The organism is Shinella sp. S4-D37 (assembly GCF_040812195.1).
Classification (GTDB): Bacteria; Pseudomonadota; Alphaproteobacteria; order Rhizobiales; family Rhizobiaceae; genus Shinella.
Window position 1 is genome coordinate 3,645,695 of the sequence record NZ_JBFNXL010000005.1, and the last position, 24,330, is coordinate 3,670,024.

At 61.5% G+C, this 24,330-nt stretch carries 22 protein-coding genes; 3 read left to right on the forward strand and 19 right to left on the reverse strand.

Annotation, left to right across the window (positions count from 1 at the left end; all coding sequences use genetic code 11):
* Window positions 1-9: 9 nt before the first annotated feature.
* On the reverse strand, window positions 10-3,627 hold the full coding sequence (locus AB3G45_RS25480; RefSeq protein ID WP_367833183.1) for a P-loop NTPase fold protein: 3,618 nt from the start codon (window positions 3,625-3,627) through the stop codon (window positions 10-12).
* A gap of 342 nt (window positions 3,628-3,969) precedes the next feature.
* Between AB3G45_RS25480 and AB3G45_RS25485 the strand changes: the two genes are divergently transcribed.
* Window positions 3,970-4,542, forward strand: a complete 573-nt coding sequence (locus tag AB3G45_RS25485; protein ID WP_367833184.1) for a recombinase family protein — start codon at window positions 3,970-3,972, stop codon at window positions 4,540-4,542.
* A 3-nt stretch (window positions 4,543-4,545) separates the two neighbouring features.
* Here AB3G45_RS25485 and AB3G45_RS25490 read toward each other — a convergent pair whose 3' ends face one another.
* The 3 genes from AB3G45_RS25490 to AB3G45_RS25500 form a co-directional block, all read right to left on the reverse strand.
* Complete coding sequence (locus AB3G45_RS25490) at window positions 4,546-7,671, reverse strand: peptidoglycan-binding protein (RefSeq protein WP_367833185.1); 3,126 nt, start codon at window positions 7,669-7,671, stop codon at window positions 4,546-4,548.
* A gap of 220 nt (window positions 7,672-7,891) precedes the next feature.
* Window positions 7,892-8,263, reverse strand: coding sequence for a hypothetical protein (locus AB3G45_RS25495; RefSeq protein WP_367833186.1), 372 nt, complete (start codon window positions 8,261-8,263; stop codon window positions 7,892-7,894).
* A 76-nt stretch (window positions 8,264-8,339) separates the two neighbouring features.
* Window positions 8,340-8,927, reverse strand: coding sequence for a DUF805 domain-containing protein (locus AB3G45_RS25500; protein ID WP_367833187.1), 588 nt, complete (start codon window positions 8,925-8,927; stop codon window positions 8,340-8,342).
* A 91-nt stretch (window positions 8,928-9,018) separates the two neighbouring features.
* Between AB3G45_RS25500 and AB3G45_RS25505 the strand changes: the two genes are divergently transcribed.
* Window positions 9,019-9,288: a helix-turn-helix domain-containing protein gene (locus AB3G45_RS25505; protein ID WP_367833188.1), complete on the forward strand. Its 270-nt coding sequence runs from the start codon at window positions 9,019-9,021 to the stop codon at window positions 9,286-9,288.
* A gap of 59 nt (window positions 9,289-9,347) precedes the next feature.
* Here the strand turns inward: AB3G45_RS25505 and AB3G45_RS25510 are convergent, their stop codons facing one another.
* The 11 genes from AB3G45_RS25510 to AB3G45_RS25560 form a co-directional block, all read right to left on the reverse strand.
* Window positions 9,348-10,496, reverse strand: coding sequence for a DUF3768 domain-containing protein (locus AB3G45_RS25510; RefSeq protein WP_367833189.1), 1,149 nt, complete (start codon window positions 10,494-10,496; stop codon window positions 9,348-9,350).
* A 784-nt stretch (window positions 10,497-11,280) separates the two neighbouring features.
* Window positions 11,281-11,607: an HNH endonuclease gene (locus AB3G45_RS25515; protein ID WP_367833190.1), complete on the reverse strand. Its 327-nt coding sequence runs from the start codon at window positions 11,605-11,607 to the stop codon at window positions 11,281-11,283.
* On the reverse strand, window positions 11,600-11,725 hold the full coding sequence (locus AB3G45_RS25520; RefSeq protein WP_367833191.1) for a hypothetical protein: 126 nt from the start codon (window positions 11,723-11,725) through the stop codon (window positions 11,600-11,602). Before AB3G45_RS25520 ends, AB3G45_RS25515 begins: the two co-directional genes overlap by 8 nt.
* A 14-nt stretch (window positions 11,726-11,739) precedes the next feature.
* A complete protein-coding gene (locus AB3G45_RS25525) occupies window positions 11,740-12,390 on the reverse strand; it encodes a helix-turn-helix domain-containing protein (RefSeq protein WP_367833192.1) in 651 nt (216 codons plus the stop codon).
* Between the two features lies 1 nt (window position 12,391).
* Window positions 12,392-12,670: a hypothetical protein gene (locus AB3G45_RS25530; RefSeq protein WP_367833193.1), complete on the reverse strand. Its 279-nt coding sequence runs from the start codon at window positions 12,668-12,670 to the stop codon at window positions 12,392-12,394.
* 210 nt (window positions 12,671-12,880) lie between these two features.
* Window positions 12,881-14,131, reverse strand: a complete 1,251-nt coding sequence (locus AB3G45_RS25535; protein WP_367833677.1) for an NAD(P)/FAD-dependent oxidoreductase — start codon at window positions 14,129-14,131, stop codon at window positions 12,881-12,883.
* Between the two features lie 7 nt (window positions 14,132-14,138).
* Window positions 14,139-14,861 (reverse strand): amino acid ABC transporter ATP-binding protein, encoded by a 723-nt coding sequence (locus AB3G45_RS25540; protein WP_367833194.1) that lies wholly within the window; start codon window positions 14,859-14,861, stop codon window positions 14,139-14,141.
* Complete coding sequence (locus AB3G45_RS25545) at window positions 14,854-15,504, reverse strand: amino acid ABC transporter permease (protein ID WP_367833195.1); 651 nt, start codon at window positions 15,502-15,504, stop codon at window positions 14,854-14,856. Before AB3G45_RS25545 ends, AB3G45_RS25540 begins: the two co-directional genes overlap by 8 nt.
* 12 nt (window positions 15,505-15,516) lie before the next feature.
* Window positions 15,517-16,182: an amino acid ABC transporter permease gene (locus tag AB3G45_RS25550; protein WP_367833196.1), complete on the reverse strand. Its 666-nt coding sequence runs from the start codon at window positions 16,180-16,182 to the stop codon at window positions 15,517-15,519.
* A 69-nt stretch (window positions 16,183-16,251) separates the two neighbouring features.
* Window positions 16,252-17,061 (reverse strand): transporter substrate-binding domain-containing protein, encoded by an 810-nt coding sequence (locus AB3G45_RS25555; RefSeq protein ID WP_367833197.1) that lies wholly within the window; start codon window positions 17,059-17,061, stop codon window positions 16,252-16,254.
* Window positions 17,062-17,237: 176 nt separating this feature from the next.
* A complete protein-coding gene (locus tag AB3G45_RS25560) occupies window positions 17,238-18,755 on the reverse strand; it encodes an aldehyde dehydrogenase (NADP(+)) (protein WP_367833198.1) in 1,518 nt (505 codons plus the stop codon).
* A gap of 148 nt (window positions 18,756-18,903) precedes the next feature.
* Here AB3G45_RS25560 and AB3G45_RS25565 point away from each other — a divergent pair, with 148 nt between their 5' ends.
* Window positions 18,904-19,941 (forward strand): Ldh family oxidoreductase, encoded by a 1,038-nt coding sequence (locus AB3G45_RS25565; RefSeq protein ID WP_367833199.1) that lies wholly within the window; start codon window positions 18,904-18,906, stop codon window positions 19,939-19,941.
* Between the two features lie 210 nt (window positions 19,942-20,151).
* On the opposite strand, the gene AB3G45_RS25570 is transcribed toward AB3G45_RS25565, so the two are convergent.
* The 4 genes from AB3G45_RS25570 to epmA all read right to left on the reverse strand — a co-directional run bounded on the left by AB3G45_RS25570 (window position 20,152) and on the right by epmA (window position 24,216).
* On the reverse strand, window positions 20,152-21,114 hold the full coding sequence (locus AB3G45_RS25570; protein ID WP_367833200.1) for a dihydrodipicolinate synthase family protein: 963 nt from the start codon (window positions 21,112-21,114) through the stop codon (window positions 20,152-20,154).
* Window positions 21,115-21,236: 122 nt separating this feature from the next.
* Window positions 21,237-21,941, reverse strand: a complete 705-nt coding sequence (locus AB3G45_RS25575) for a GntR family transcriptional regulator (protein ID WP_367833201.1) — start codon at window positions 21,939-21,941, stop codon at window positions 21,237-21,239.
* Between the two features lie 161 nt (window positions 21,942-22,102).
* Entirely contained in the window at window positions 22,103-23,164 is a 1,062-nt protein-coding gene (locus tag AB3G45_RS25580) for a lysine-2,3-aminomutase-like protein (protein WP_367833202.1), read from the reverse strand.
* Window positions 23,161-24,216: an EF-P lysine aminoacylase EpmA gene (epmA, locus tag AB3G45_RS25585; RefSeq protein ID WP_367833203.1), complete on the reverse strand. Its 1,056-nt coding sequence runs from the start codon at window positions 24,214-24,216 to the stop codon at window positions 23,161-23,163. The genes AB3G45_RS25580 and epmA overlap by 4 nt, the downstream gene beginning before the upstream one ends.
* Between the last annotated feature and the right edge of the window lie 114 nt (window positions 24,217-24,330).

Consider the following 24,330-nt stretch of genomic DNA (forward strand, 5'->3'; position numbering starts at 1 on the left):
GTTAACTTATCATCGCCTTTTCAGGTTTACGCGTATGCCATTACCTGACAACCAACTGCTTATCTCACTCCACGACGAGATAACACCGCGAGTATCAAGCCATTGGACCAACCCACGATTTTCATCTGAGTTCGGCAATTTTGGAGAGTGATATCCCGTCGTAATCTCAGAAAACGGTTCCGGCAGCGACGCGAGGACTTGGCGAGCTTCCTCTAGAGTCATGGTCGAGTGGAGCTTGTTGAAGAGAGAAATCTGGGTCTCAATGGGTTTTGAATTCAGAATCAGCGATCTCGCTGTGTTTGCATCAAGGTGAGACAATTCACCATCTGTGCGATCAAGGATCGGACCGATGAGTGCTGCTCGGTTGGGCAACTCGGTGAGCTTGCTCATATCCATAAGCTCAATGATTGCACGCTTATCTCCGTCATCTGTTTCGCCTCGAAGGAGCCTTTCGCGGAAGTCGTCGTCAACTGCAAACGTGTCTGGACTCGCGAGGTAAGCGTCGATGTTTTCTGCTACGAAAAGCACAGGTAAGTCCGTCTCGATATCTAGCGAGTCGAGGTTTTCTTTAGAGAACGTGATCTTATGCTCGTTGATAAGTATGGTGAGCTTCGAGGAAGCTAACTTTTCAGGGAATCTCTGGAATGGTTTGGGCAATGCTCGGACATATTCCTGGTAGCTTTCGTCGCTCATTGCATCGGCGTCAATGAGGGTTTGTCTTAGTGGCAGCGCTTTCGCATCGCTTGGCAGGGGGTATTTCAAGATGGCCGCGCGCACATCTTCCCGATCCAGATAAGCCACCAAGGTATCCGCAGCGAATCCACTGCTTCCCAAAAACGTAATACAACTCTCCCATGTCGGCTCAATACGTTGCAGCTCAAACATCATGGCGTGCAACCTCTCGGGAACTCCAGCCAACGTTGGCAGAAGAACCATTTGCCTTCCGAGAAACGCGCGCAAATCGTCTTCGTTAAGCTCTTCGCGGCATAAGATATCGACTATAGCCGCGACATCCTCTTCGGAATTGTCGTCAAGCTCAAGAAGCACGTCGCGAAGATAGATATCGAACTCGCGCTCGACCCTCGTCATCAATGTCGGATCAGTCATTGTGCGTATTGTGGTGTAGTTGGACTGGCGAAACGCCGTGAGATTGGTCTCCCCCACAACCTCTCGATAGACATGTTCAAGATTGGCTATCGAGAGTTCAAACGACCCCTTCTTTACCATGAACCGTACGGTGCTTGGATACGCGGCTATGGCCGGAAGGTCGTGAACTTCGACGCCAATACGCTCTAGGCGTTCGGGCGCTAGGTCAGATGCAAGCGCCAGAATTTCAGAAAGGTTCGCCGCGACGAATTCAGTGAATTCGTCGCTATCACTTGCCATTGCCACCAGCGCACTTTCAGGAAGGCTCATCAGTAACTGCGTAACATGGGAGAGACTGTGTTTGCTTGCGATAGCTGTTGGAACGAACTGCTTCCATTTGTCAGTCAAGCCAGAAAGCAACCCGGCGGCGGCGCGTCCCGTGGCGTAGTATGCCTCGAAGAAAGCCTCGCAGGCATCGAAATTAGACGCGATAAACTCGAAGAGTCTCCGAATCTGGTCGTCATAGCGGATCGCCTCAATCAGAAGGCTGTCCACCAGCTTGACGTTGAGAACATAACTTTGACCGAAGTCCTCATCGCGCATCGCCGCGATGACCTCCTTTGGGTTGTCGACTGGAAAGGCAGGGTCGGGAGTAGCAAACGCCCGTATTTGAATAAGGAACTTGTTGTCATTTGGCGATAGTCGACCAGAATGGAAGAGCGACGTATACTGGTAGTAAGTGTCGTCGAGGTAACCTTCCAAAATCAGAAAGCGAGCCAGATCTCCTTTCTCGCAAAATCCGTCGAAAAGATTGGTTACATGCTCAGCACTTGAACGCACGAGCTCGTTAAATTTGGTTGTTCGAAGCGTCCTCATCTTTGATCTTAGCTCCGGAATTCGACGCAAGCTCTCCTCTTTCTTGGCGGCCGCCTTGTTTTCTATTGCCAATTTGCGCTGCGAATAAGATCTCTGGGGATCGACGTTGTCCTGCAAGCTGGCGATGCTGGCACGCGGCTGGTTGCCATTGCTCTGGAGGCAGTAGAGATGCCCAGCTTCGATCAATTGTTCGAAATCATTGCGGTCTGCCAACTGCTTGAGGGTAGTCCAAGACTGTCCATCTAGGCTGACAGCGTAGACATTCGCGGGCAGCATCTGGACAAGTGCCATTGCGTAGATCTGGCGCAACTCTTTTAGGTCGGAGGGTACCTGCCGTTCACCAGCTTCAATCTTCTGTTCGATATCCGCTATCTCGGATCTATAGGCAGTCTCGCCCTGCATGATGAGTTCATCTTGCCGGCTCAAGATATTTGCGAGATTGCCTTCGCCCCGATGCAGGTGTTCGAAGTCTCGGGGGTAAATGTTCTTATAAATTAGGATTGCAAGCAGCTTATTGGCGTCAAGTACATTCTCTTCGTCGGTTTCCAAGTTGGATATGTATATAGCGTATTCATTGAATATATTTTGAATCAGCCTCAGATCATTGAGATACCGCGAAACCTCTCTCAGAAACTGAGGATTAAGGCGTCCGTCGAGTGCTAGCCTCTTTCCTTGCTCCAGGACCATATCGATTGAGTTCGACGTGTTGATGATCGGAATAACTGGAATAATAAATTCGAAGAATTTTGTCCGATCGGTGTTGGCGAATACATCATCGCGTAAGGCATATAGAAACCTAATGCTTCGTTTGATGCCTGAGTTCTCATTCACCAGACTGTTGATTTCGCGCAATGTGACGAAGATTTCTGGGTCTTCAAATCGGTCTAAATCCTCAATTATAACGAGATCGTAGTCTGTCGATTGAAAGAAGTAGATTATTTCATCTAGGTGTCTGTTGAGAATTGATTCCTGATTATCTGATGCGGGCCTTATCTCAATGTCTTTAAGCGAGAAACTCTTTAGTGATAGCCCGAAGCTGGCCACGTAGAAATGATGCAGCGCAGTCCAGAGGAATAGCGCTGCGAGGGCGAGGCCTCCCAGATTGAGCCAATTTCCGAGTTCGAACGGAGTGAAAAATGTGCCGTCAATAATGGCTTTCTGCTTTGCAAAAGTGTACCAAAGCGCTAGCAGACCAATCATGATGTATAGTGATTTCAATACTGACAGAACACCGGGCGACTGAATTCGCTTGAAGCGAGACAACGGGAGTTTGTTAGAGTCGGCGCCATAAAGCATCTGTTCCAGTATGCTTCTTTCAATCTTCTGGCGTTTTATTTCGTCCCCACCTGCATCCGCTTCTTGTGCGAACGACGCGAGAGATATGTGAAGACTTGGCCTCTGATAATTTTTGAGAAAGGATTGGATAATGCTGCTTTTCCCCGACCCATAAGGGCCTGTCAGGGCAATATTGAATACCTTCGGGTCACTCGTAGCGAATTTTAATGCATCGGAATATACACCGTCTTTGTCAGCTTGGTCGGTTGGCGCTAAATTTACGAACTTTGCGCGCGTAGCCGCCGAGCCCTCCATGCTTCTCAATAGGTCAGCCAAACCAATGAGCCGTGCTGCCAGCCACTCTGCTAATGTTTTGATACGTGTGTTCATAGGAAGTACAGCTAGCACGATTCCAGTAGACAGAAATCACGCACAGCCGGAAATCACCTATTTATCGACCACCGAGAACATCCTCAAGACGTACTGCTAGATTGCTGGCCAAGCCGAGCGCAGGCTTTTGCCTAGGTGCCGTCTTCTGGGGCGGCACCAGCGCCGAGCCCCGAATTGCGAGGAAAGGTCTGGTCCGGTTGTTCTGCGGAAATTTCGTTTCGTCGCTGCATCAGGGTATACCCTCGCGTGACGCCACCAACAGCTATGGGCTGTACGTAACGTCTGGGTTGACCGGGGCTATTTGTGACGCGGTAGCCTCGGGTTTTGAACCTGAGGTGACATATGACCCGCATCGGCTATGCCCGCGTCAGTACTATCGACCAAGACCTTGACCAGCAGCTAGCCAAGCTGAAGGCCGAAGGCTGTGCAATCATTCGTTCGGAAAAGATATCCGGCGGCAGTCGCGAGGGGCGCGACGAACTGGCGACGGTCATCGAGTTCTTGCGCCCCGGCGACGAGCTTGTCGTGACGCGCCTCGACCGGCTGGGCCGTGACACGCGCGACGTGCTGAACATTGTGCACGAATGCGAACAGCGCGGCGCGTTCGTGACCGTGCTCGACCCGCACGTCACCACGCGCGGCGATATGGGGCACATGGTGCTGACCGTGCTGGGCATGGTCGCCCAGATGGAGCGCCGGTTCATCAAGGAGCGACAACGCGAGGGCATCGAGCGGGCGAAGGCGAAAGGCATTTATCGTGGCGGCGTGGCTCGTATCAACAGGGCTGACGTTCTTGAGGCCCACGCGTCTGGTATCGGGCCTGCCGAGATCGCCCGGCGGGTGGGCTGCTCGCGCATGCAGGTTTATCGCATATTGAACCAAGCTAACCCGATGCCGCCGCAAGCGGCGAGCTAAGGGCTACCTCGCCACCCATCGGCTTTCAAAGGTTCGGCTGGTCTGCCAGTCGGCTAGAACCTTGTCCGAAGCCCCACACTCCACCGCCATAGCGTCCCGCCGCATCTCGAATTCGGTGTCCATAAGATAGCCGGTTACAAAGCAGATCGTCGCGTACTCGCCGCGAACAGCATTCTTCGTGGATATCGTGGCCTTCAACGTAACGGCTTCCAGCTTGCGCCCCATCCAGTTCGCCGTGCCGTAGTCGACCAGCTCGTCATCGTACTTGTCGAGTTCCCAGCCGCCTGCCGCAATCTCTTGCTTCCAGCGGGCAATGTCAGGGAAGAGAGAAGCGAATTGTCCCGCCTTCGTGCTGTCATTGCTGATGAACGCCTTCTGGATGCCCGAAAGCTCGTTATAGGCGGAACGGGCTTCCTGCGAATAGCGATCACGCAGTTCCTGCTGCGCGCGAGCCCGAACCACTGCTGCTTCTTCACTCTGCTTTTTAGCCAACGTGGCCGCCGCCTCCATTTCCTGCCTACGTGCTGCGATTTCCGCTTGCCGTTCCTGTGCGGACTTCTCCGCCAGATTTTTCCCGTCTTCGATCAGCTTGGTTTCGATCCACAGGGGCAGGACCGTCGCTTCGGCGTTGAGCTTCTTCGTGGCCTCGATTAGACGCGCCATGTTCTCCGCATTTGCATAGATGACGCGGCACATGTTCTTCTGCGCACCGGCAAAGGCGCGATCGAGAGACAAGGCTGTCCGCTCTTTGGCGACCGGTATCACCAATTCCAGCTCCGGCCCTACGATCTCGAATGCATAGTCGTGAAACGACTGCTCGGCGGGATCGACGACCATGCAAAGTGTGTCGGCGGTGTTCTCTACCTGAACAAAGCCGAAGCCACTGCGGACGCCTCCCACGACCTCGCTGCGTATGGTGTCGGAAAGTTGCTTGCGCTGTTCCGCAACGGCTCCCACCTCGCCCCATGCGATTGTTTGTATGACCTTCAGGTCGCCCTTCTCGAGCGCCTCGATAAGATAGCGTGCCTCAAGGATATCGCGGGCTAGCAGTGCGCCGCGTTCAACTATGAGAATATCTTGCTGCAAGGCGCTTTGGTTTACGCACGCGCCCGACGGCGCCATTCTGCTCGCCCCAAGCTTTCGCAAAACGGGTGATACGAGATCGAATAATGGCGGGTTGCTCGTGTCGCGGCCGATCCAGCAATAAACGGCGTTTCCGCCATCCAAGGTCGTCTCGCCCAGCAGATTGACAAGGAGATGAGGTGCGCCCGACGTGAAGTTGCCAAGAATGACAACATCATTGGCGTTCCCTTCCAGCAGCGCCCTATTGTCCTCGGTGATGGCCAGCCCATTCTCGGCCTGCGCGATCCCGGTGTCCTTGGGCACATTTTCTTCAAAGATGAAAGAAGCGAGGTCGTCTGAGAGACCAATCCTTTCGATCTCAGCCTTGGCTTCCTTCTGTGCATGGAAAAGGCGCTCATCCTGTTCGGAGCCTTTGGCCGCCGAGAGCTTATCCTGCAGCGTCAGAAGGTCGTTCACGGATTCGTGGAGGACATTGCTTCCAACAAACTGCGTGATGAAAGCTTCGGTTCTGCGAATTTCTGCAAGGGCGGTCGCGCGCGCGTTGACCTGAGCAATTTCACCTGCTCTTTCCTTGTCGGCTAGGAACTTCTGGAACCCTGCTTCCGACTTCAAAAGCTCGTCAGCGCTCAGTATGGCCTGTTCGATGGAGGAAACGTCCTCCGATCCTTCCAGTTGCTTTAGTCGCACGGCAGCCTTGGCGATGCCAATCGCGTTGCTGAAGGTCCCCTTGCTCGCGCTGAACTCCGTCATGGCCGACATAAGGGCGGTCATACGGTTTCGCGCAGCGTCGAGCGCCAGACGCTTTTGTTCTGCATCCGCGGCTGCCTTGAGTTCGCGCTCCGCCTTTTCCGCTTCCGCCTGCGCGGCGGCAAGTTCTTCTCCGGCCTTGGTTTTCAATTGGCGGATTTCTTCGGTTGCATCACTTTGCAAGGCAAGCCCGCACTGCTCGTCGGCATCACTCCAACTGCCGTTCACGACGGCACTGCCACAGGCAAGTCTTTGCTGCGCCGACCGCAACGCCGCCCGGCGGGCCAGGAAATCACCAGCAGCGGGCAAGTTCTGGCCACCCGCGCCCTGAGAGGCGACCTGCACGTCCGGCATGGCGGCAGCCTGCTCGATTTTGAGCGACTCGTTGATACGGTCGTTCAGGCGTTCGAGAGATGGTTTAAGCGGTGCCGTGACACCCAAGGAAACGGCCGCAAGGCAAACATCGACCGCCCGCACGAGATCGTCGCCGTTCGCAAGCTGATCGCATGTATCGGCTGCCTTTTGGATCGCTTGTTTCTCGACCTTCGCCGCCTCGTAGGATTTCTTGTCAGCCAGCCCGGTCGACTTGAAGTCCAGATAATCTTTGCGCTCAGAAAAGCCCAGCTTGGTCGCCGCTTCGAATTCCGCACTGTCTGAAAAGCCGCCCTGCTTGGCTATGCGATAGTCGGCGGAATTCGTGAAGCCGGAGGTGCGGAAAAGGCGAAAATCCTCGAACGTGTCGAAGCCCTGCCGCTTCGCGCTTTCGTAGTCTTGAGCGGTCTCGAAGCCGCCTTTCATCGCCGCGAGATAATCGGTCCGATTCGTAAAGCCTGCCGCCGTCGCCTGTCGGTGCTCTTCACCACTTCTGAAGCCTAGGGCAGCGATGTCCTCCAGCGCCGCAATCGTTTCTTCGTCGAGATTGATCGCATCGACATTGAATGCCGCCGAGAACAGCGCCTCGGCCTTTCTGGTTCCCGGACCACGGTCACCGTCAATCTTGGATTCGTAGAAGCCGAGCTTGCTCAACGCCGTCTGCAACCGCTTGATGAGGATGATTTCCTGTCTACGAACTTCGTCAATACGAGCCTGCTCTTCACGCGCTATAGCGCGCTGCTGCTCCCTGTAGAGGCGTTCTTGGGCTTGCTGCCGCCGACGTTCAGCCTGATTTTGCATGTCGTGCTCGATGACGCGACCCATCAGGTTGATGATGCCGCCGAGATCTTGACCGGCAACCGGCGTTCCGGCGAAGGCAATCGCCGCCGCGCACGAAAGGAGCGTAGCTCGTAGACGGATGGACATGGTGTTCCCCTAACCCTCAGATAGGATGAAACGTTATCCAATCCAGCAAAGGTTGCAATGCGCATTGTGCAATTTTGTCGGGAAAATTAGGCGATGCTCACGGTGATAGGGGGCCATCGGTTCGCTTGGGTCGAAGATCAAACGCAGTCTGCCTTATCGTAGGCGTTATCAACGGCGGAAATGACGGAAGTCACGGCGATAAGAAAACGCATTATGCGCCTCAGCTCGACTGTGAATTCGACGGCGATGCCGAGGCGAGTGCCGCAGTCTTCTTCTTGCCCGACCGCCATGCGAAGAAGGACAGCAGCGCGAGCACGAATGCCATGATGGCCCAGATCGACAAGTCGGGAACCTCGGCCGCACCGAGGAGCGCGATCAGGCCCGCGAGGGTGAAGAGGCAAGCGGAGACTAGGGGAAGGCCGAATGCGAACGCGCCGCCGAAGAACAGCAGCAGTCCGGCAAATAGCCCCATCGCCCCGGCCTCGCTCGCCGCCTCTTCTCCAAGCATATGCGATGCGGTCCCGACCGCGCAGGATTGTAGCATGACCAGCAGGCCCAACATGAGGGAGATGATGCCGACGGCGATCTTCATGGATATTCCTCCAAAGGTGATTAGGTGTTGACCTCGCGGACCAGGTCCGCAGTGACGCGGGGCCGCATCGTACGCGTCAGGCACTGGTCGGGTTGATGACGGCGGCCTTGAGGCGGGTGAATTCGGCCTCATCGATCACGCCCGACGCCCTGAGGGCCACTAGGCGCTCAAGCTCGGCAAGGGGTGCGGGGGCAGCCGAACTGCCCGGCGCGGCCGAATGCCCGCCAGCGGCCAACGTCACGGCGCTATGGGCTTGCTGAACCGAGGCCGAGGGCATGGCCTGCCCCGCCCGGTCGACCGTTGCCGCCCCGGCATCGGTCGTTGCACCACCGAAACGGTTCGCGCCGGGCGTCGAAGCTTGGCAATAGAAAACGATCAAGACCAGCGCGCCGATCGGGATGATGCCGATCAAAACCCACCATCCCGTCCTGTCGATATCGTGGAGACGCCTAACGGCGACGGCCAGCGCCGGGATGTAGTGCGGAATGACCCAGAGGGCTGTGATGAAGGGTGGCCCGTTCTGGGCATTCCCAAGTGCAAGATCGAATATGAAGGCGATGATGCCACCGACGAACACGACCAGCGTGAACATCCAGAACTCGGTACGGCTTGCCCGTCCCTTGAAATCGAAATAGCGGCGCATGGCGTTGAGGTAGGCGTTCATTCTGTGGTTGTTCCTGTTCGTCGTTTGGTTGAATAATAAGGGACTATTGGTCCGTCGATTGTCAAGCCTTCGATGTGGCTCATGTGTCCGCATGGACACGCGCACCATCATCGGCCGGAACCTTCGACGCCTTCGGGTCGCCAAGGGCCTTTCGCAGGAACGGCTGGCGCTGGAGTCTGGTATCGACCGCGCGTATGTTGGCCGGGTCGAGCGCGGCTCGGAGAACGTCACCGTGTCCACCTTGGAGGCTTTTGCGAAAGTGCTGGACGTCCGGGTCTCCGCCCTGTTCCGGGATATCGACCCTGACGAGCCTGCCCCCTTGCCACTGCCTGCTGGTCGTAAGGTCAGGCCCCCGAATTGAAGAAGCCCGCCGGTGGGGCGGGCTTGCAAGGCAGTCGGCTGGAGTGGCGGCTCTCATGGTCAATACTCATCCGCCCGCATGATGGTCATGACGCGAACGGTGAAAGCTGGGTCGGTTGGATCGGGTGACGCGGCACGAAGATCGAGGTCGTAATAATCGATCTTCCAGAAGTACCGCTCGCCCTTGAAGGTGACGACGCCGAAGTCGTGTTCGCCGTGGGGATCGTCCTCGGGCGTGAAGCCATCGAACTCCCGCACAGCCTGAAACACCGCCTTCCAATCGTCTGGGTCGAGCACCATAACGCCGCGCGTGGCGACGACGTGACCGTCAACGAAGGTGCCGCGGAAGGCGTCGTTGAGGTTGCGCAGGGTACCCCGGCGACGAAAGCCGATGAGGATTAGTCGGGAACCCAGCGGGAAACGGGCAAGGAACAACGACAGCTCGACCTTCGCCGAACGAGGAAGCGTTTGCGGGGTTACGTTCGTAGAACGCGTACCCGTTTTCCTTCGCGTATAGGCGTAACGCGAGCGACGGTAGAAATCGCCCTTATGCGCATAGAGAACCGCGTCATCGAAACTGTCGGAATCCATCGCAGCAACGGTGAGGACCTTTTCGGCACCTATACGATCAGACTTCGGGACAGGCGGGCACCGGCGTTCAAGCTCGGCGCGCAAGCGCCGCACCTTGGAACGATTGTGCACACCCCAGCCGAGCGGCAACAACACGAAACCATAAATGTGGAAGCACCAATGGGGATCGTTGTTCTCAAGGGTATTGAGGGAGACATCGACACCGCCGGCGAACAAGCTTTCCGGAGGAAGCGCCCGTTCAATCGTGCGATGGCGACTCGATACCCAGCGACGAAGATCGAAATCAGCAAGGCCACCAGATTCCACGCGAAAACTAGCGGGGATCAGCGAAATGCGGAGGACATCAAAGGCCGAGGGACGTGCCCGTTTAACTTCGCCAGCAAGGTGGATGCGGAAGACACGATTGCACACCGGGCACGCACCAGAGCCGCACCGGCTCGCTTTCCGGCATGCACCCAGCACGTCGGCAAGGGCAGTAGCGGCCGGATCATCCAGCTTGCGCAACTGGCAGATCAACCGCGTGCGCGCCAATTTGGCGGATTCGAATGTTTCGAAATCGGACGGGAGGGGTTTGGATTTTTTCGTATGCCCCGCACCGGGGCTGATATTCACAGGCATGGAAGAGTTCTCCTTTTTGCCTTCGAGGTTGAATTGAGGCCGAGCGCGAGGGTTCCCGCGCTCGCGGGTGCTGACTAGGTGGCTTGTTGGGAAGGAAATTGTGGTTTGGCCTTACGGGCCTTGGGCATGCGAGCGGTTACTTGACCGTGTGCTACTCGCCTTTACGCAAACGGTCTGACTTTCACGCTAGAGCTCCAAGGACGGTTGCCATATCGTCATGGGCAAACCGCCACCTTAACGGTTCGGGGAAGCCCTCAAATTCGACCATCTGGGTCATAGGTGTCGCCGCCATAATGCGGAGCCAAGTTCGCTCGTCTTTGGGGAGCATGGGGCTCCAATAGCGGCAACAATCATCGGACATGTAGAAATAGTACTCTGTCCAGTCTTCTCCTTTCATTTTGGCGAGATAGCCGAGCGCTCTCCCAGCGTCGGAGGCTGGTATGCTAGTGATTTTGACGGGGCTTGCCACGGCCGCATCTTCATCGTCGTGCCCGCCAGTTTCCCGGCCGTGATCGGCAAGTCCTCAAGAAAGGCGATAACCCGCTCCGGACGGGTCAAGCCAGGCTCTTCCCAAGGCTTCACCGGCCGCTGAGCGACCTTGCCGCGTTCCGAAAGGGGCTTTGCCCCGATGCCTCTTACCGCCATGTCAGATAAGCCTTTCGCAAAAATATTCCAATAAGTTCAATTCTCTAGGTCCCAAAACTAAATATCTTCCGTCCTCCCCAACGGTCTGAACCCCACCAAACTGCCGTGATTTGACCTGCCCCCATGCCTCTGTAGAAAATCATTTCTCGCGCATGCGGTGCCATTCGTCGGCCAGATCGATGGGATTGCCGCTCGCATCGAAGCCCTTGAACCGTCGAGCGAAGGGCTTCGCTGTTCCTCGGTCATGCGTCGCGGTCTTCTCGTTGTGGCATCGCTCACACAGCGAGGTCAGCCCTTCCAGCGCCGGGAAGGGTGCTCCGCCTTTGGCTATGGGCGTGTTGTGGTCCACGGTATTCGCCTGGACGAGCACACCTCGGGCCTTGCAATGCTCGCAGAGCGGAGCGGCCACCAGCTTCGCCGCGCGCAGCTTGCGCCAGGCACCTGTGTTGTACGGCCAATCAGCCATAAACCCGCATCCTCTCCGCCTGCATGCCGTCCACGATGAACGCAATGCCGCCGCCCTTGCGGTTCATCTCGGCTTGCGTTGCCGCCTCCTGCCTGTCCCAGGTGATCCACTCCAGCACGTCAGCCTCCGCCTTCAAGCCGAGAGCATGAACCTGTGCATACCACCTCCGTTCGGCTGCTGCCCTCGCTGCATCCGCATGGCTGGGGCTTCTGCCCCCGTTGATCGGCAAGAGCATGGAGCGCTGCGCTCCCGGCTTGTTCCCCTTCCAGAGCCCATGCTGCGCTTTCGGCGGGCTGTGAGCCTGCGGCTTCTCAGGTGACTTTTCCGCGCGTTCCCCTTCGATGGGTTTATTCGATTGGTTACTTCGATGGGTTTGTGTCGCAGCCGTGCGACCTTTGCCGGAGGCGGAAGGTCACCTGTTACGTCACGCGTTACGCCCTTATCCGGGCCGTCGCCCGTTTTCATGCGCGCGTCCCAATCCTCGACAATGGCGCGGAAGCCGTCCCAATTCGGCAGGTAGCTGGCGCGATGCGCCTTCCCACCGTGGCTCATCTTCTCGACATAGCCGAGTTCGTGGAGCTTCTCAGTCGCACGAATGACGGTCGCCCGGTCGATGCCGAGCAACGTTGCAAGGCGCTCAATGCTGGGGTCGCATTGGCCGGTGCGTTTGTTGAAATGGTCGATGATCGCCGCCGCAACGCGCTTGGTCGCTTCGGTCAGACCCGCCATGACGTTGAGCGCCTTGTGGGCGAACAGGATATCGTTCTCTTCGAGGATCGCCATGTCACGCCCCCGAATGCCCATGCTTGCCACCTTCGATGAGGTGGAAGCGCCCAATCGGTTCCGGGATCGACTTGTCACCAAAGAGGAGCACATGCGCCTGCTGGCAAGCCTCGATAGCCTCAAGGTTGCGCAATCCGAAGCGCCGTTTCATTTCGGCGATGATAGAGCCTTCAACCATTTCACGTGACTGCGCAAGCCAGAGAGCTGCCACCTTTATCCGGTTGGTCGCTGCGCCGATTTCCTCAATCTTTTCAAATGCACCTTCACGGGAGTTGGACAAGGTAGCGGACTGATTTTCAAGGTTGCTCGCACAACCTCTCTGTCCGCCATATTCTCTTCAAACCCGCCCTGATTTTCCCCGTCCGGAATGTAGGCCGAGATTTTGTGCTCACCGTCCTGTGAACATGCACGGAGCGACGCCGGCGATGTGGTGCGCCTTGCGGGAGATGGTCGAGACGGGTGCCGCGCCCCCAAGGGGCGCGGGCGTTGACTAGAAGCGCTGTGGCGAGAAGGGCGTGAGGTCGATCGCCGGGGGTCGGTCGGCCAGGAGGTCGGCGACGAGGCGCGCCGTTCCGGCAGACTGGGTGAGGCCGAGATGGCCGTGGCCGAAGGCGTAGACGACATCGGGCGTCGCGCGGGCGCGGCCGATGGCCGGCAGGCTGTCGGGCAGCGAGGGGCGGAAGCCCATCCACTGCACACCGCCCTCCGGCTTCAGGCCGGGCAGGAAGGCTTTCGCCTTTTCCAGCATGGCCTCGGACCGGCGGAAATTCGGCGGCAGTTCCAGCCCGCCGAGCTCCACCGCGCCGCCGACGCGGATGCCGGTCGACAGGCGGGAGACGACGAAGCCGTGGCCGCCGAAGGTGACCTGGGTCCTGAGGTCGACGGCGCCGGGCGGCAGGGTCGTGTTGTAGCCGCGCTCGGTCTCGAGCGGGATGCTTTCGCCGAGCGTGCGGGCGACGCGGTGCGAGAAGGCGCCGGCGGCGAGCACGATCTTTTCCACGCGGCGCGTGCGGCCGTCCCTCGTCGTGATCTCGACGCCGCCCTCGACGGGCCTGAGGCCGGAGACCTCGGCCTGCTCGATCCTTCCGCCCTGCGCGCGAAAATGATCGGCGAGCGCCAGCGTGTAGAGTTTCGGATCGGCGATGGAATACCAGCCGGGCGTGAAGGTGCCGTGGGTAAAGCGCGGGGCGAGGCCGGGCTGGATCTGCGCCATTTCGGCAGCGTCCATGTGGCGGAACTCGATGCCGTGTTCCTCGCGGGCCTTCCAGCCGGGCAGCGATGCATTCAGTTCGGCCTGGCTCTCATAGACCTGGAGGTTACCCTCCTTGCGCAGCATGGCAAGCGTGCCGGTCTGGCCGAGGAAGGGCTCCAGCACCGTCCTGGAAAGGTCCAACAACGCGGTCTGCGCGGCGGTGGAATGGGCGACGCGGCCGGCCGCGCAGGCGCGCCAGAAACGGAACATCCACGGCGCGATGCGCAACGCATAGGACGGCGGCACGCTGAGCGGCCCGAGCGGGTCGAGCAGCCATTTCGGCGCCTTCCTCAGGATGCCGGGCGAGGCGAGCGGCAGGATGTCGGTGAAGGCGAAGGCGCCGGCATTGCCGGCGGATGCGCCGGCGGCGGGCGCTTCGCGCTCGATGACGGTGACGGCAAGGCCACGGGCCTGGGCGGCGATGGCCGCCGAAAGGCCGACCACGCCGGCGCCGATGACGACGACGCCGGGTTCGATTTCGGTCTTCATCATGGCCTCAATGCGTCGCGGCGAGGAAGGTTTGCAGGTCGGCATCCTTGGGCGCGCCGAACAGCTCTTCCGGCGGGGCGATCTCGGCCATGACGCCCTTGTGGAAGAAGGCGACGCGGTCGGAGACCTCGCGGGCGAACTTCATTTCGTGCGTAACGCAGATCATCGTCATGCCCTCGGACGCGAGCATGCGCAACGTGTCGAGCACCTCGCCGACGAGCTGGGGGTCGAGCGCCGAGGTCACCTCGTCGAACAGCATGTAGGCCGGCGACATGGCGAGCGCCCGGGCGATGGCCATGCGCTGCTGCTGGCCGCCGGACATGCGGCTCGGATAGACCTTCAGCTTGTCGCCGAGGCCAACATGGGTGAGCTGCCTGACGGCCATCGCCTCGGCCTCGGCCTTCGACTGGCCGAGCACCTTGACGGGCGCCAGCATGACGTTCTCCAGCACCGTCAGGTGCGGGAAGGCGTTGAACTGCTGGAACACGATGCCGAGCTTGCGGCGCAGCTTGTTGAGGTCCGTGCCCTTGGCATGGACGTCGGTGCCGTCGACGACGATGCGACCGGCGTCGATGGTCTCCAAACCGTTGATGCAGGTGAGCAGCGTCGACTTGCCCGAGCCCGAGCCCCCGATGATGGTCAGCACCTCGCCCTTCTCAACGGTGAGGTCGATCCCCTTGAGGACTTCCAGCTGGCCGAAGGATTTGCGGACGTTTTCGATCTCAATCATTGGACCACCGTCTTTCGAGATACCCGCCCAGCCGGGCGATGGGGAAGGAGATGATGAAGTAGATGGCGCCGCAGATCAAAAGGATGAACAGCGGTTCCTGCAGGCGCGTGACGAGGATCTGCGAGGCGCGCAGGAGCTCGATGAGGCCGAGCCAGAGCACGAGGGCCGAATCCTTCATGACGCCGAGCGTCAGCCCGATCCAGGCGGGCAGCGAGACGCGCGTGGCGAGCGGCGCCACGATGTAGCGCATGTCCTGCCACCAGGTCATGCCCAGCGAGCGGGCGGCGCGGCGCGTGGTGGTGGGCACGGCGGAGATGCCGCCGCGCACGATCTCGGTGCAATAGGCGGCCGTATAGAGCGACAGCACCACGCAGGAGGTGGTGAACGGCGCCCAGCCGAGCTTCAGGATCGATTGCAGCGCATTGCCGAGCACGAGCTGGATGAGCAGCGGCACGGAGCGGAAGATATCGAGCAGGAAGGTGATGGGCAGCGACCAGTAGGTGCCGAGCTGGTTGCGCAGCACGCCGAAGAGGATGCCGAGGATGGTGCCGGCGAGGACGGAGACGGCGGTGACGGCGAGCGTCATCACCGCGCCCTTTGCGAGGAAGCCGAGATCGGCGAGCGTGAGAGCGGTATCGAACATGGCTTACCCCTCTCAGTAGCGGAACATGCGCGCGGCGGCGAGGCGCGCGGCGAGCGTGACGGCCTTGGCGATCACGTAGTAGATGACCGCCGCGAGCGCGAAGAATTCGAAGGTGCGGAAGGAGACCGCGTTCAGCGCCTGGGTGACGCCGGCCAGATCCGTGTTCATGCCGACGGTGACGCCGAGCGAGGTCATCAGGATCGCCCAGACCATCTGATTGGTGGCGGGCAGGAAGGCGATGCGCAGCATCTGCGGCATGACGATGTAGCGGAAGGCCATGAGCGGCGTCATGCCGAGCGAGCGGCCGGCACGGGTCTGCGTCTCGGGGATCGCCTTCAGCGCGCCTCGGAAGTTCTCCGCGAGATAGCCGGCATTGTTGAAGGCGATGCCGACGAGCAGCGCCGTATACGGGCTCAAGTGGATGCCGAAGCTGCCGAGGCCGAAATGGGCCATGTAGATCTGGAAGAGGGCCGGCGTGTTGCGCGCGACCTCGACCCACGCCGTGGCGAAGCCGCCGAGGGTGCGGTTGCCGGACAGCCGGAAGAGCGTCAGCGCCAGCGCGACGACGAGGCCGATGGCCATGGAAAGCAGCGCGATCTGCAGCGTGACCAGCGCGCCGTCCAGCATCTGCGGCAACGCCTTCAGCGCCTGGTTCCAATGGAAGGTATAACTGAACATTGCCGTCTCACCCTTCGGAAACGATGAACGGCGAGGGACGCATGCCCCGCGCCGCCGGGAAACGGCAGATTAGCGGTAAACGCCGCTGACGGACAGGTCCGGCACTTCGCCGCCGACCCACTTCTCGTAGAGTTCCTTGTAACGGCCGGTGCGCACCTGCTGGTTGATGAAGAGGTTCAGGTAGTTGATCAGGCCGTATTCTTCGCGGTTGGCGAAGAGCGAGACATAGTCGATGTCATAGGGCGCCTTGCCGACGACGGAGATGCCGGCGAACTTGCCGCTCTTGACGTTGGACTGGGCGACCGTCGAGGTGGAGACCGTGGCGTCGATCTGGCCCTGGCTCAGCGCAAGGAAGACGTCGGCCTGGGTCTGGTACGGACGGAACTCGCCGCCGCCCCATTCCTTGACCGACTTTTCGAGCGCGATGGCCTCGAACGTGCCGGCGGTGGCGCCGACCGTCTTGCCCTTCATGTCCTCGAAGGACTTGATGCCCGACTTGTCATTGGCCGTGACGGCCATTTCGAAGGCGAAGTAAGGGATCGTCATGCCGACGGTCTTGGCGCGCTCCAGCGTGTCGGAGGTCGAGGCGACGCCGACATCGACGCGGCCGGACATCAGGGCCGGGATGCGTTCCGGGAAGGGCGTCTCGACGATCTCGGCGGTGACGCCGAGCGCCTTGGCCAGATCGTTGCAGTAGTCGACGTCGAAGCCGATCGGATTGTTGCTCTCGTCGCGTGCGCCCATCGGCGGGAAGTCGAGGACGACGGCGCAGCGCAGCGTGCCCGACGAGATGATGTCGTCCAGCTTGTCGGCCTTGGCCGGGCTGGTCAGAGCGGTGGCGGCCACGAGGCCGAAGGCGAGGACCGAGGTCTTCTTCATAACTCTCTCCCTGGGTTGGTCTGTCGATTCACGCGGCGGAGGTCCGTCCTGCGCCGAGACTGTAAACCGGCTCTAAAATACAACCAATATACAAAAAGTATATACCCGGGCAGAGAAAATATCCGGGGGCGGGACTCCCTGTAGAAGCCCGCCCCCTTGAAAGCGAAGCGCTTGAATCAGCTAGTGAAATCGTCCGGCAGCAGGCCTTCCGGCATGTTCTGGTAGGATACCGGACGCAGGAAGCGACGGATCGACATGGTGCCGACACTCGTCGCGCCGAAATTCGTGGAGGCCGGATACGGGCCGCCGTGAACCATGGAATCCACCACCTCGACGCCGGTCGGGAAGCCGTTGACCAGCACGCGGCCGGCCTTGCGCTCGATGATCGGGCGCAGGCGCCTGGCATCTTCGAGGTCGCCTTCATCCATGTGGATGGTCGCCGTCAGCTGGCCTTCGAACTTGCGGGCAAGCGCCTCCATCTCATCGACGGAAGAGACGCGCACGACAAGGCCGAGCGGGCCGAAGACCTCTTCCGACAGCGCATGGTCGGCGAGGAACTGCTCGCCCGAGATCTCGAAGAGGTTCGGCGATGCATTGCGGCCGGTGGACTGCGTGGTCAGCAGCGGCTTGACCGTGTTGCGGCTTTCAAAGCGCGCCTGGCCGTCCTGGTAGGCCTTGGCGATGCCGTCGGTCAGCATGGTCTGCGGGGCGACCTTGCCGAGGGCCTCCACGGCGGCGGCCGTGAAACGGTCGGCATCCGCGCCGTCCGTCACGACGGCGATGCCCGGATTGGTGCAGAATTGGCCGGCGCCCATGGTGAGCGAGCCCGCCCAGCCCTGGCCGAGGCCTTCGGCGCGGGCTTTGACGGCTTCCGGCAGGACGAACATCGGGTTGACCGAGCCGAGTTCGCCGAAGAACGGGATCGGCTCGGCACGGGCGGCGCACAGGTTGAAGAGCGCGCGGCCGCCGGCGAGCGAGCCGGTGAAGCCGACGGCCTTGATGAGCGGATGCTGCACGGCGGCCTCGCCGACCTGGCGGTTGCCGCCCTGGATGAGCGAGAAGACGCCCGGATGCACGCCGGTCTTCTTGATGGCGGCAAGCACGGCCTCGGCGACGATCTCGCCCGTGCCCGGATGGGCGGAATGGCCCTTGACGACGACGGGGCAGCCGGCCGCAAGCGCGGCAGCGGTGTCACCGCCGGCGGTCGAGAAGGCGAGCGGGAAGTTGGAGGCGCCGAAGACGGCGACCGGGCCGATCGGCCGCTGGATGAGGCGGATTTCCGGGCGCGGCGCCGGCTGGCGGTCGGGCAGCGCGGCATCGAAGCGGCGGTCGAGATAGTCGCCGTTCTCGATATGGTCGGCGAAGAGGCGCAGCTGGCCGGTGGTGCGGCCGCGCTCGCCCTGGAGGCGGGCGACCGGCAGGCCGGTTTCCTGCGTGCCGATCTCGGTGATGGCGTCCGCGCGCGCCTCGATCTCGTCGGCGATGGCGCGCAGGAAGGCGGCGCGCGTCGCACGCGACGAATAGCCGTAGCTGAGGAAGGCTTCCTCCGCGGCTTCCGCAGCCTTGTTCACCAGGTCCACCGTGCCGACGGCGAAGTCGTGCGCCGGGCCATGGGCCGGCGAGGAGGTGAAGGTGCCGTTGCCATCGAGCCATTGCCCGGCGACGAGATGTTTACCGTTGGGAGTGAAAGCCATTCGACGTACCTTTCTCACGGGAAGGGGGATTCACCCCCGACATAGACCCTTGCTGGGCGAATTGCACTTGTTGAAATCTTGTATACTCTATGTATGCAAATGATCAATCGCCGACCTGTCCGGTCAGCAAAAGCGGAAGAGACTTAAGATGACGCAGACCACCACCCTGACGATTGCCGCCCTGCACGAACGGGTGGACGCGATTTTCCGCAAGGCCGGCCTCAACGCCGTGCAGGCCGGCGCGCTTGCCCGGGTCATCGTCGCCGGCGAGCGCGACGCCTGCAAGTCGCACGGCATCTACCGGATCGAGGGTGCGCTGCGCACCGTCAAGGCCGGCAAGGTGAAGCCGGACGCCGTGCCGGTGCTGGACGCCAACGAGGGTTCGGCCATCGTCAAGGTCAATGCCGACGGCGGCTTCGCCAACCCGGCCTTCGAACTCGGCGTGCCGGCTCTCGCCGAGCGCGCCCGCAAGCTCGGCCTTGCCGCGCTCGTCATCAACGACTGCACGCATTTCTCCGCCCTCTGGCCGGAGGTCGAGGCCGTGACCGGGGAAGGCCTTGCCGGTCTCGTCATGTGCCCGAGCTATGCGACGGTCGCGCCGACCGGCGGCAACAAGCCGCTGCTCGGCACCAATCCCTTCGCCTTCGGCTGGCCGCGCAAGGGCGGCGCGCCCTATGTCTTCGACTTCGCCACCTCGGTCGCCGCCCGCGGCGAGATCGAGCTGCACCGCCGCGCCGGAAAGCAGCTTCCGCAGGGCTGGGCGATCGACGCCGACGGCAACCCGACCACCGACCCGGAGGCCGCCCTCGCCGGCGCCATGCTGCCCTTCGGCGGCCACAAGGGCTCGGCCATCGGCACGATGATCGAACTGCTCGCCGGCATAATGATCGGCGACCTGACGAGCCCGGAAGTGCTCGACTATCTCGGCACGACGACGCTCGCGCCCTTCCACGGCGAGCTGATCATCGCGATGTCGCCGGAAGCCTTCTCCGCCGGCCGCCCCGGCGATCCCTTCGCCCGCGCCGAGGTCCTGTTCGAGGCCATCGTCGGCCAGGGCGCCCGCCTCCCCTCGCAGCGCCGCTTCGTGGCACGCAAGACGTCCGAGACGGATGGTGTCACGCTCACGGCCGCCGAGGTCGAGCAGCTCGACCGCCTGCTGGAGAAGGGGCTGGACGCGATCGCCTGATCGCCTCCCCTCTTCATTAGCCGGCGAAGGAGTCGCAAGCATCCCCACGAACGTCATCCTCGGGCTTGACCCGAGGATGACGGAGGAGAGGACCTTTTGCGTGAGACGTCGCAGGGCGTATCACTCGCCGTCGTCAGGCACACACGATCGCCGCCAAAACAAAAGGCCCTCCTTGCGGAGGGCCTTTCTTGTTGCGAGGAGGCGTAAACCTTATGCCTTGCAGGTCTGCACGGCGCCCGGCAGCTTGCTCCATTCGGCATACCAGGTGTCGAACAGCTTCAGCTGGCTTTCGACATAGCCGCGCTGGCTGTCGGAGAGTGCGTCGGTCTCGTAGAAGTGCAGCGTGTATTCCTTGTCGCCCTTCAGCACCATCATATGCTTGAAGTAGAGGACGAGGTCCGGGCCTTCGTCGAAGGAGGAGAGGACGGCAAGCGCCGATTCCAGCTCCAGCGCGCGGGCGCGGGCGTCCGGGTCGCCCTTGGCTGCAGCCCGGGCGAGATTGCACATGTGGATGACTTCCTTCGGCAGCACGCAGCCGATGCCGGTGATCGCGCCGACGGCGCCGCAATCGACGAAGCCGGTGAAGACGCAGGTATCGACGCCGATCATCAGCGAGACGTCATCGTCGCGGCTGGTGATGTTTTCCGCCGCATAGCGCATGTCGGCCGCGCCGCCGAATTCCTTGAAGCCGACGAGGTTCTTGTGGTCCGCGCGCAGCGCGAAGAACAGGTCGGCGCGGGTGGCAAAGCCGTAATAGGGGCTGTTGTAGATGACGGCCGGCAGATCCGGGGCAGCGGAAAGGATCGCCTTGAAGTGGTTCTTCTGGGCGGCGACGACGGAGCCGCGGGAGAGGACGCGCGGAATGACCATGAGGCCCTGCGCGCCGACCTTCTGGGCATGGGCGGCATGGGCGACGGCCGAGGCGGTGTTGACGGCGCCGGTGCCGACGATGACCGGGATGCCGGCCTTGACGAGACGCTCGACGCCTTCCATGCGCTGCGCGTCGGTCAGGAGCGGCCAGTCACCCATCGAGCCGCAATAGACGACGGCCGACATGCCCTTTTCGATGAGTTCCTTGCCCTTGCGCACCAGCTGGTCGAAGTCCGGCGTGCGGTCGTCCTTGCAGGGGGTCATCAGGGCGGGAATGACACCGGAAAAAATCTTGGCCTTCATGTCGGTCTCCTTTGGCGGTTCGTCGGATGGTCGGCCGGCCCGATGCACGGGGCCTCCCCTCTCTGCGATGATGGGTATAGCATCTTGTATTTTATTTGTCGACAAGAAAAATACAGTGCTCGTCAGAGCGCGATGTCGAGCCTGTCGTTGCGGCTGAACAGCTTCTGCACCTGGGCGATGATCGCCTCGGCATGGGCCTTGCCGAGCCGGTCGGCCTCCTCCAGGTCGCGCGCCTCGATGGCGGCGATGATCGCGGCGTGCTCGTCGACGAAACGCTGGGGAAACTGTTCCTCGTAGGACTTGTAGTAGAGTTGCAGGATGCGCCGCCCCTCGTCGAGCAGCCGGCGGAACAGGCCGGTGAAGTAGGGATTGCGGCCGGCCTCGGCGATGGCCGCGTGAAAGGCGGCGTTGGTGGCGATCATCGTCAGGGAATCGCGCGCCTTCAGCGCTGCCGCATAGTCCTCGTGAAAGCCCCGGATGACGGCGAGGTCCTCGGGGCGGTGCGCCTGCGCGGCAAGCCGCGTCGTCACCCGGTACATCAGCACCAGCGCGTCGAAGAAGGTGTGCAGGTTGAGGAAGTCGATGTTCGAGACCATGGTCGAGCGGTTCGGCAGGGTCTCGATCAGCCCCTCGCCGGCCAGCCGCACCAAGGCCTCGCGGATCGGCGTGCGCGACATCTTGAACCGCTCGGCAAGCTGCACCTCGTCGATCGGGCTGCCGGGCGCGAGCTTCAGGTCGAGGATCTCGTCGCGCAAAAGGTCGTAGACCATCTTCACGCCGGAGCCTCGTTTGCGTTCGGGCAAGGAACTGGAAACGGTATCGGTCATCGAAAATCCCCTTGTCGACAAAAGAAATACAATTGTCGGGCAGCGCTATCAATCGGTTAAAGTGGGCATTTTGACGAAAGTGTCGTCAAGCCTCCGAAAGCGGGGATTCCGGGAAATCCGGCGGTGCTGCACACAAAGATGCAAAAGCCTCTCGGCCGGCGTCACGCCTCGTCCGGCCGCGGCGGATAGAGATGCGTGGCCCCGCGAAAATCGCGCAGGCGGAAACAGCCCTCGTCCGCCTCTTCGACCGCCGCCGAATCCGCCCGCACCTTGCCGTGCCCGCCGGGGATGTCGAGGATATAGGCCGGCTGGCAGAGGCCGGAGACGCGGCCGCGCAGGCTTTCGACCAGCGCCCGGCCCTCGGTAAGCGTCAGGCGGAAATGCGCGGTGCCCGGCGCAAGGTCGGGATGGTGCAGGTAATAGGGCTTGACCCGGTTCTCGACGAAGGTGCGCATCAGGTCCGCCAGCACCGCCGCGTCGTCGTTGACGCCCTTCAGGAGCACCGTCTGGCTGATCATCGCCACGCCGGCATCGACGATGCGGGCGACGGCCGCGCGGGCCTCGGCCGTGAATTCGCGCGGATGGTTGGCGTGCAGCGCCACATAGGTTGTCTTGCCGGAGGATTTCAGAGCATCGATCAATGCCGCGTCGATGCGGCCTGGATCGACCACCGGCACGCGACTATGGAAGCGCACGATCTTCAGATGGTCGATTGCGGCAAGGCGTTTCATGATGTCGCCGAGCCGCCGCGGCGAGAGCACGAGCGGATCGCCGCCCGTCAGAATGACCTCCCAGATTTCCGGTCGGCCGGCGACATAGGCGATCGCCGCGTCGAGTGCCTGGGCCGACAGGGTGCCGAGCCCTTCCGGCCCGACCATCTCGCGGCGGAAGCAGAAGCGGCAATAGACCGGGCAGACATGCACGGCCTTCAGGAGGACGCGGTCGGGATATCGGTGCACGATGCCCTCGACGGGGCTGTGCGCAAGATCGCCGATCGGGTCGGCGCGCTCCTCCGGCAGGGTCGCGAGTTCCGCGGGATCGGGCACGAACTGGCGGGCAATGGGATCATCAGGATCGTCCGGGTCGATCAGCGCGACGAGCGGCGGCGTGACGGCGACGGCATAGCGCGCGGCAACCGCCGCCGCACCGGCCCGCCCCGCCTCGGGAACGAGCCCGGCCTTGACCAGCTCCGCCACGGTCGTCAGGCTGCGCGCCGCCGTCATGGCGCGGTCTCCGCCACCGGCGCCCAGATCACCTGGTCGATGCGCGCGGCGCCCGTCGCCAGCATGACCAGCCGGTCGAAGCCGAGCGCGATGCCGCTGGCCTCGGGCATATGGGCGAGCGCGGTAAGGAAATCCTCGTCGAGCGGATAGGCCTCGCCGTAGACGCGGGCCTTTTCCGCCATTTCCAGCTCGAAGCGCCGGCGCTGCTCGCCCGCATCCGTCAGTTCGCCGAAGGCATTGGCGAGCTCCACGCCGCAGGCATAGAGCTCGAAGCGCTCGGCCACGCGCCCGTCCTGCGCGGCGGGCCGGGCAAGCGCCGCCTCCGCCGTCGGATATTCGCAAAGGATGGTGGCGCGGCCGAAGCCGAGCTGCGGCTCGACCTTTTCCACCAGCACGCGGCTGAAGAGGTCGGCCCAGGTGTCGTCTTCCGCCACGCGCAGGCCGGCCGCCCGCAGGGATGCGGCCAGCCGCGCGCGGTCCGTCGCGCCGTCAGGGTCGATCGAGGCGAGGAGGTCGATGCCGGCATGACGCCGGAAGGCATCCGCCACCGTCAGCCGCTCCGGCGGCAAGGCCGGGTCGCAGGTCGCGCCGCGATAGGCGAGCATCGAGGCCCCCGTCACGCCGGCGGCCAGCGCGAGGATCTCGGCGCAGTCCGCCATCAGCACGCCATAGGTCTCGCCCGCGCGATACCATTCCAGCATGGTGAATTCGGGGTGGTGCAGCGGCCCGCGCTCGCGGTTGCGGTAGACATGGGCGAAGCAGGCGATGCGCCTTTCCCCCGCCGTCAGCAGCTTCTTGCAGGCGAATTCCGGCGAGGTGTGCAGGTAGAGCGGCGTCCGTGCACCGGAATGGCCGATCGCGGCGGTCTCGAAGGCGTGCAGATGCGCCTCGTTGCCCGGTGAGACCTGCAAGGTCGCCGTATCCACCTCGATGAAATCCCGCGCGGAAAGCCAGCCGCGCAGCGCTGCCTGGATGCGGTTTCGCGCCAGGAGAAACGGCCGGCGGTCGGCATGGACATCGGGCGTCCACCAGGGCGAGGGCTTCGGGCTCATGGCGTCTCTATGACAGGTTTCTTCGCGCTTGCCGGCGGACAGACTGGTCTTTTGCCGGAATATAGGGTAGTTGCGGCCCCGAAAACACATTTTCGGCACTCGGGGAAGGCGTCT

Excerpts from the sequence above, each read along its gene's own strand:
- AB3G45_RS25480 (WP_367833183.1), bottom strand. The coding sequence starts at position 3,627 with ATGAACACACGTATCAAAACATTAGCAGAGTGGCTGGCAGCACGGCTC.
- AB3G45_RS25485 (WP_367833184.1), top strand. The coding sequence starts at position 3,970 with ATGACCCGCATCGGCTATGCCCGCGTCAGTACTATCGACCAAGACCTT.
- AB3G45_RS25490 (WP_367833185.1), bottom strand. The coding sequence starts at position 7,671 with ATGTCCATCCGTCTACGAGCTACGCTCCTTTCGTGCGCGGCGGCGATT.
- AB3G45_RS25495 (WP_367833186.1), bottom strand. The coding sequence starts at position 8,263 with ATGAAGATCGCCGTCGGCATCATCTCCCTCATGTTGGGCCTGCTGGTC.
- AB3G45_RS25500 (WP_367833187.1), bottom strand. The coding sequence starts at position 8,927 with ATGAACGCCTACCTCAACGCCATGCGCCGCTATTTCGATTTCAAGGGA.
- AB3G45_RS25505 (WP_367833188.1), top strand. The coding sequence starts at position 9,019 with ATGGACACGCGCACCATCATCGGCCGGAACCTTCGACGCCTTCGGGTC.
- AB3G45_RS25510 (WP_367833189.1), bottom strand. The coding sequence starts at position 10,496 with ATGCCTGTGAATATCAGCCCCGGTGCGGGGCATACGAAAAAATCCAAA.
- AB3G45_RS25515 (WP_367833190.1), bottom strand. The coding sequence starts at position 11,607 with ATGGCTGATTGGCCGTACAACACAGGTGCCTGGCGCAAGCTGCGCGCG.
- AB3G45_RS25525 (WP_367833192.1), bottom strand. The coding sequence starts at position 12,390 with ATGGCGATCCTCGAAGAGAACGATATCCTGTTCGCCCACAAGGCGCTC.
- AB3G45_RS25535 (WP_367833677.1), bottom strand. The coding sequence starts at position 14,131 with ATGAAGACCGAAATCGAACCCGGCGTCGTCGTCATCGGCGCCGGCGTG.
- AB3G45_RS25540 (WP_367833194.1), bottom strand. The coding sequence starts at position 14,861 with ATGATTGAGATCGAAAACGTCCGCAAATCCTTCGGCCAGCTGGAAGTC.
- AB3G45_RS25545 (WP_367833195.1), bottom strand. The coding sequence starts at position 15,504 with ATGTTCGATACCGCTCTCACGCTCGCCGATCTCGGCTTCCTCGCAAAG.
- AB3G45_RS25550 (WP_367833196.1), bottom strand. The coding sequence starts at position 16,182 with ATGTTCAGTTATACCTTCCATTGGAACCAGGCGCTGAAGGCGTTGCCG.
- AB3G45_RS25555 (WP_367833197.1), bottom strand. The coding sequence starts at position 17,061 with ATGAAGAAGACCTCGGTCCTCGCCTTCGGCCTCGTGGCCGCCACCGCT.
- AB3G45_RS25560 (WP_367833198.1), bottom strand. The coding sequence starts at position 18,755 with ATGGCTTTCACTCCCAACGGTAAACATCTCGTCGCCGGGCAATGGCTC.
- AB3G45_RS25565 (WP_367833199.1), top strand. The coding sequence starts at position 18,904 with ATGACGCAGACCACCACCCTGACGATTGCCGCCCTGCACGAACGGGTG.
- AB3G45_RS25570 (WP_367833200.1), bottom strand. The coding sequence starts at position 21,114 with ATGAAGGCCAAGATTTTTTCCGGTGTCATTCCCGCCCTGATGACCCCC.
- AB3G45_RS25575 (WP_367833201.1), bottom strand. The coding sequence starts at position 21,941 with ATGACCGATACCGTTTCCAGTTCCTTGCCCGAACGCAAACGAGGCTCC.
- AB3G45_RS25580 (WP_367833202.1), bottom strand. The coding sequence starts at position 23,164 with ATGACGGCGGCGCGCAGCCTGACGACCGTGGCGGAGCTGGTCAAGGCC.
- epmA (WP_367833203.1), bottom strand. The coding sequence starts at position 24,216 with ATGAGCCCGAAGCCCTCGCCCTGGTGGACGCCCGATGTCCATGCCGAC.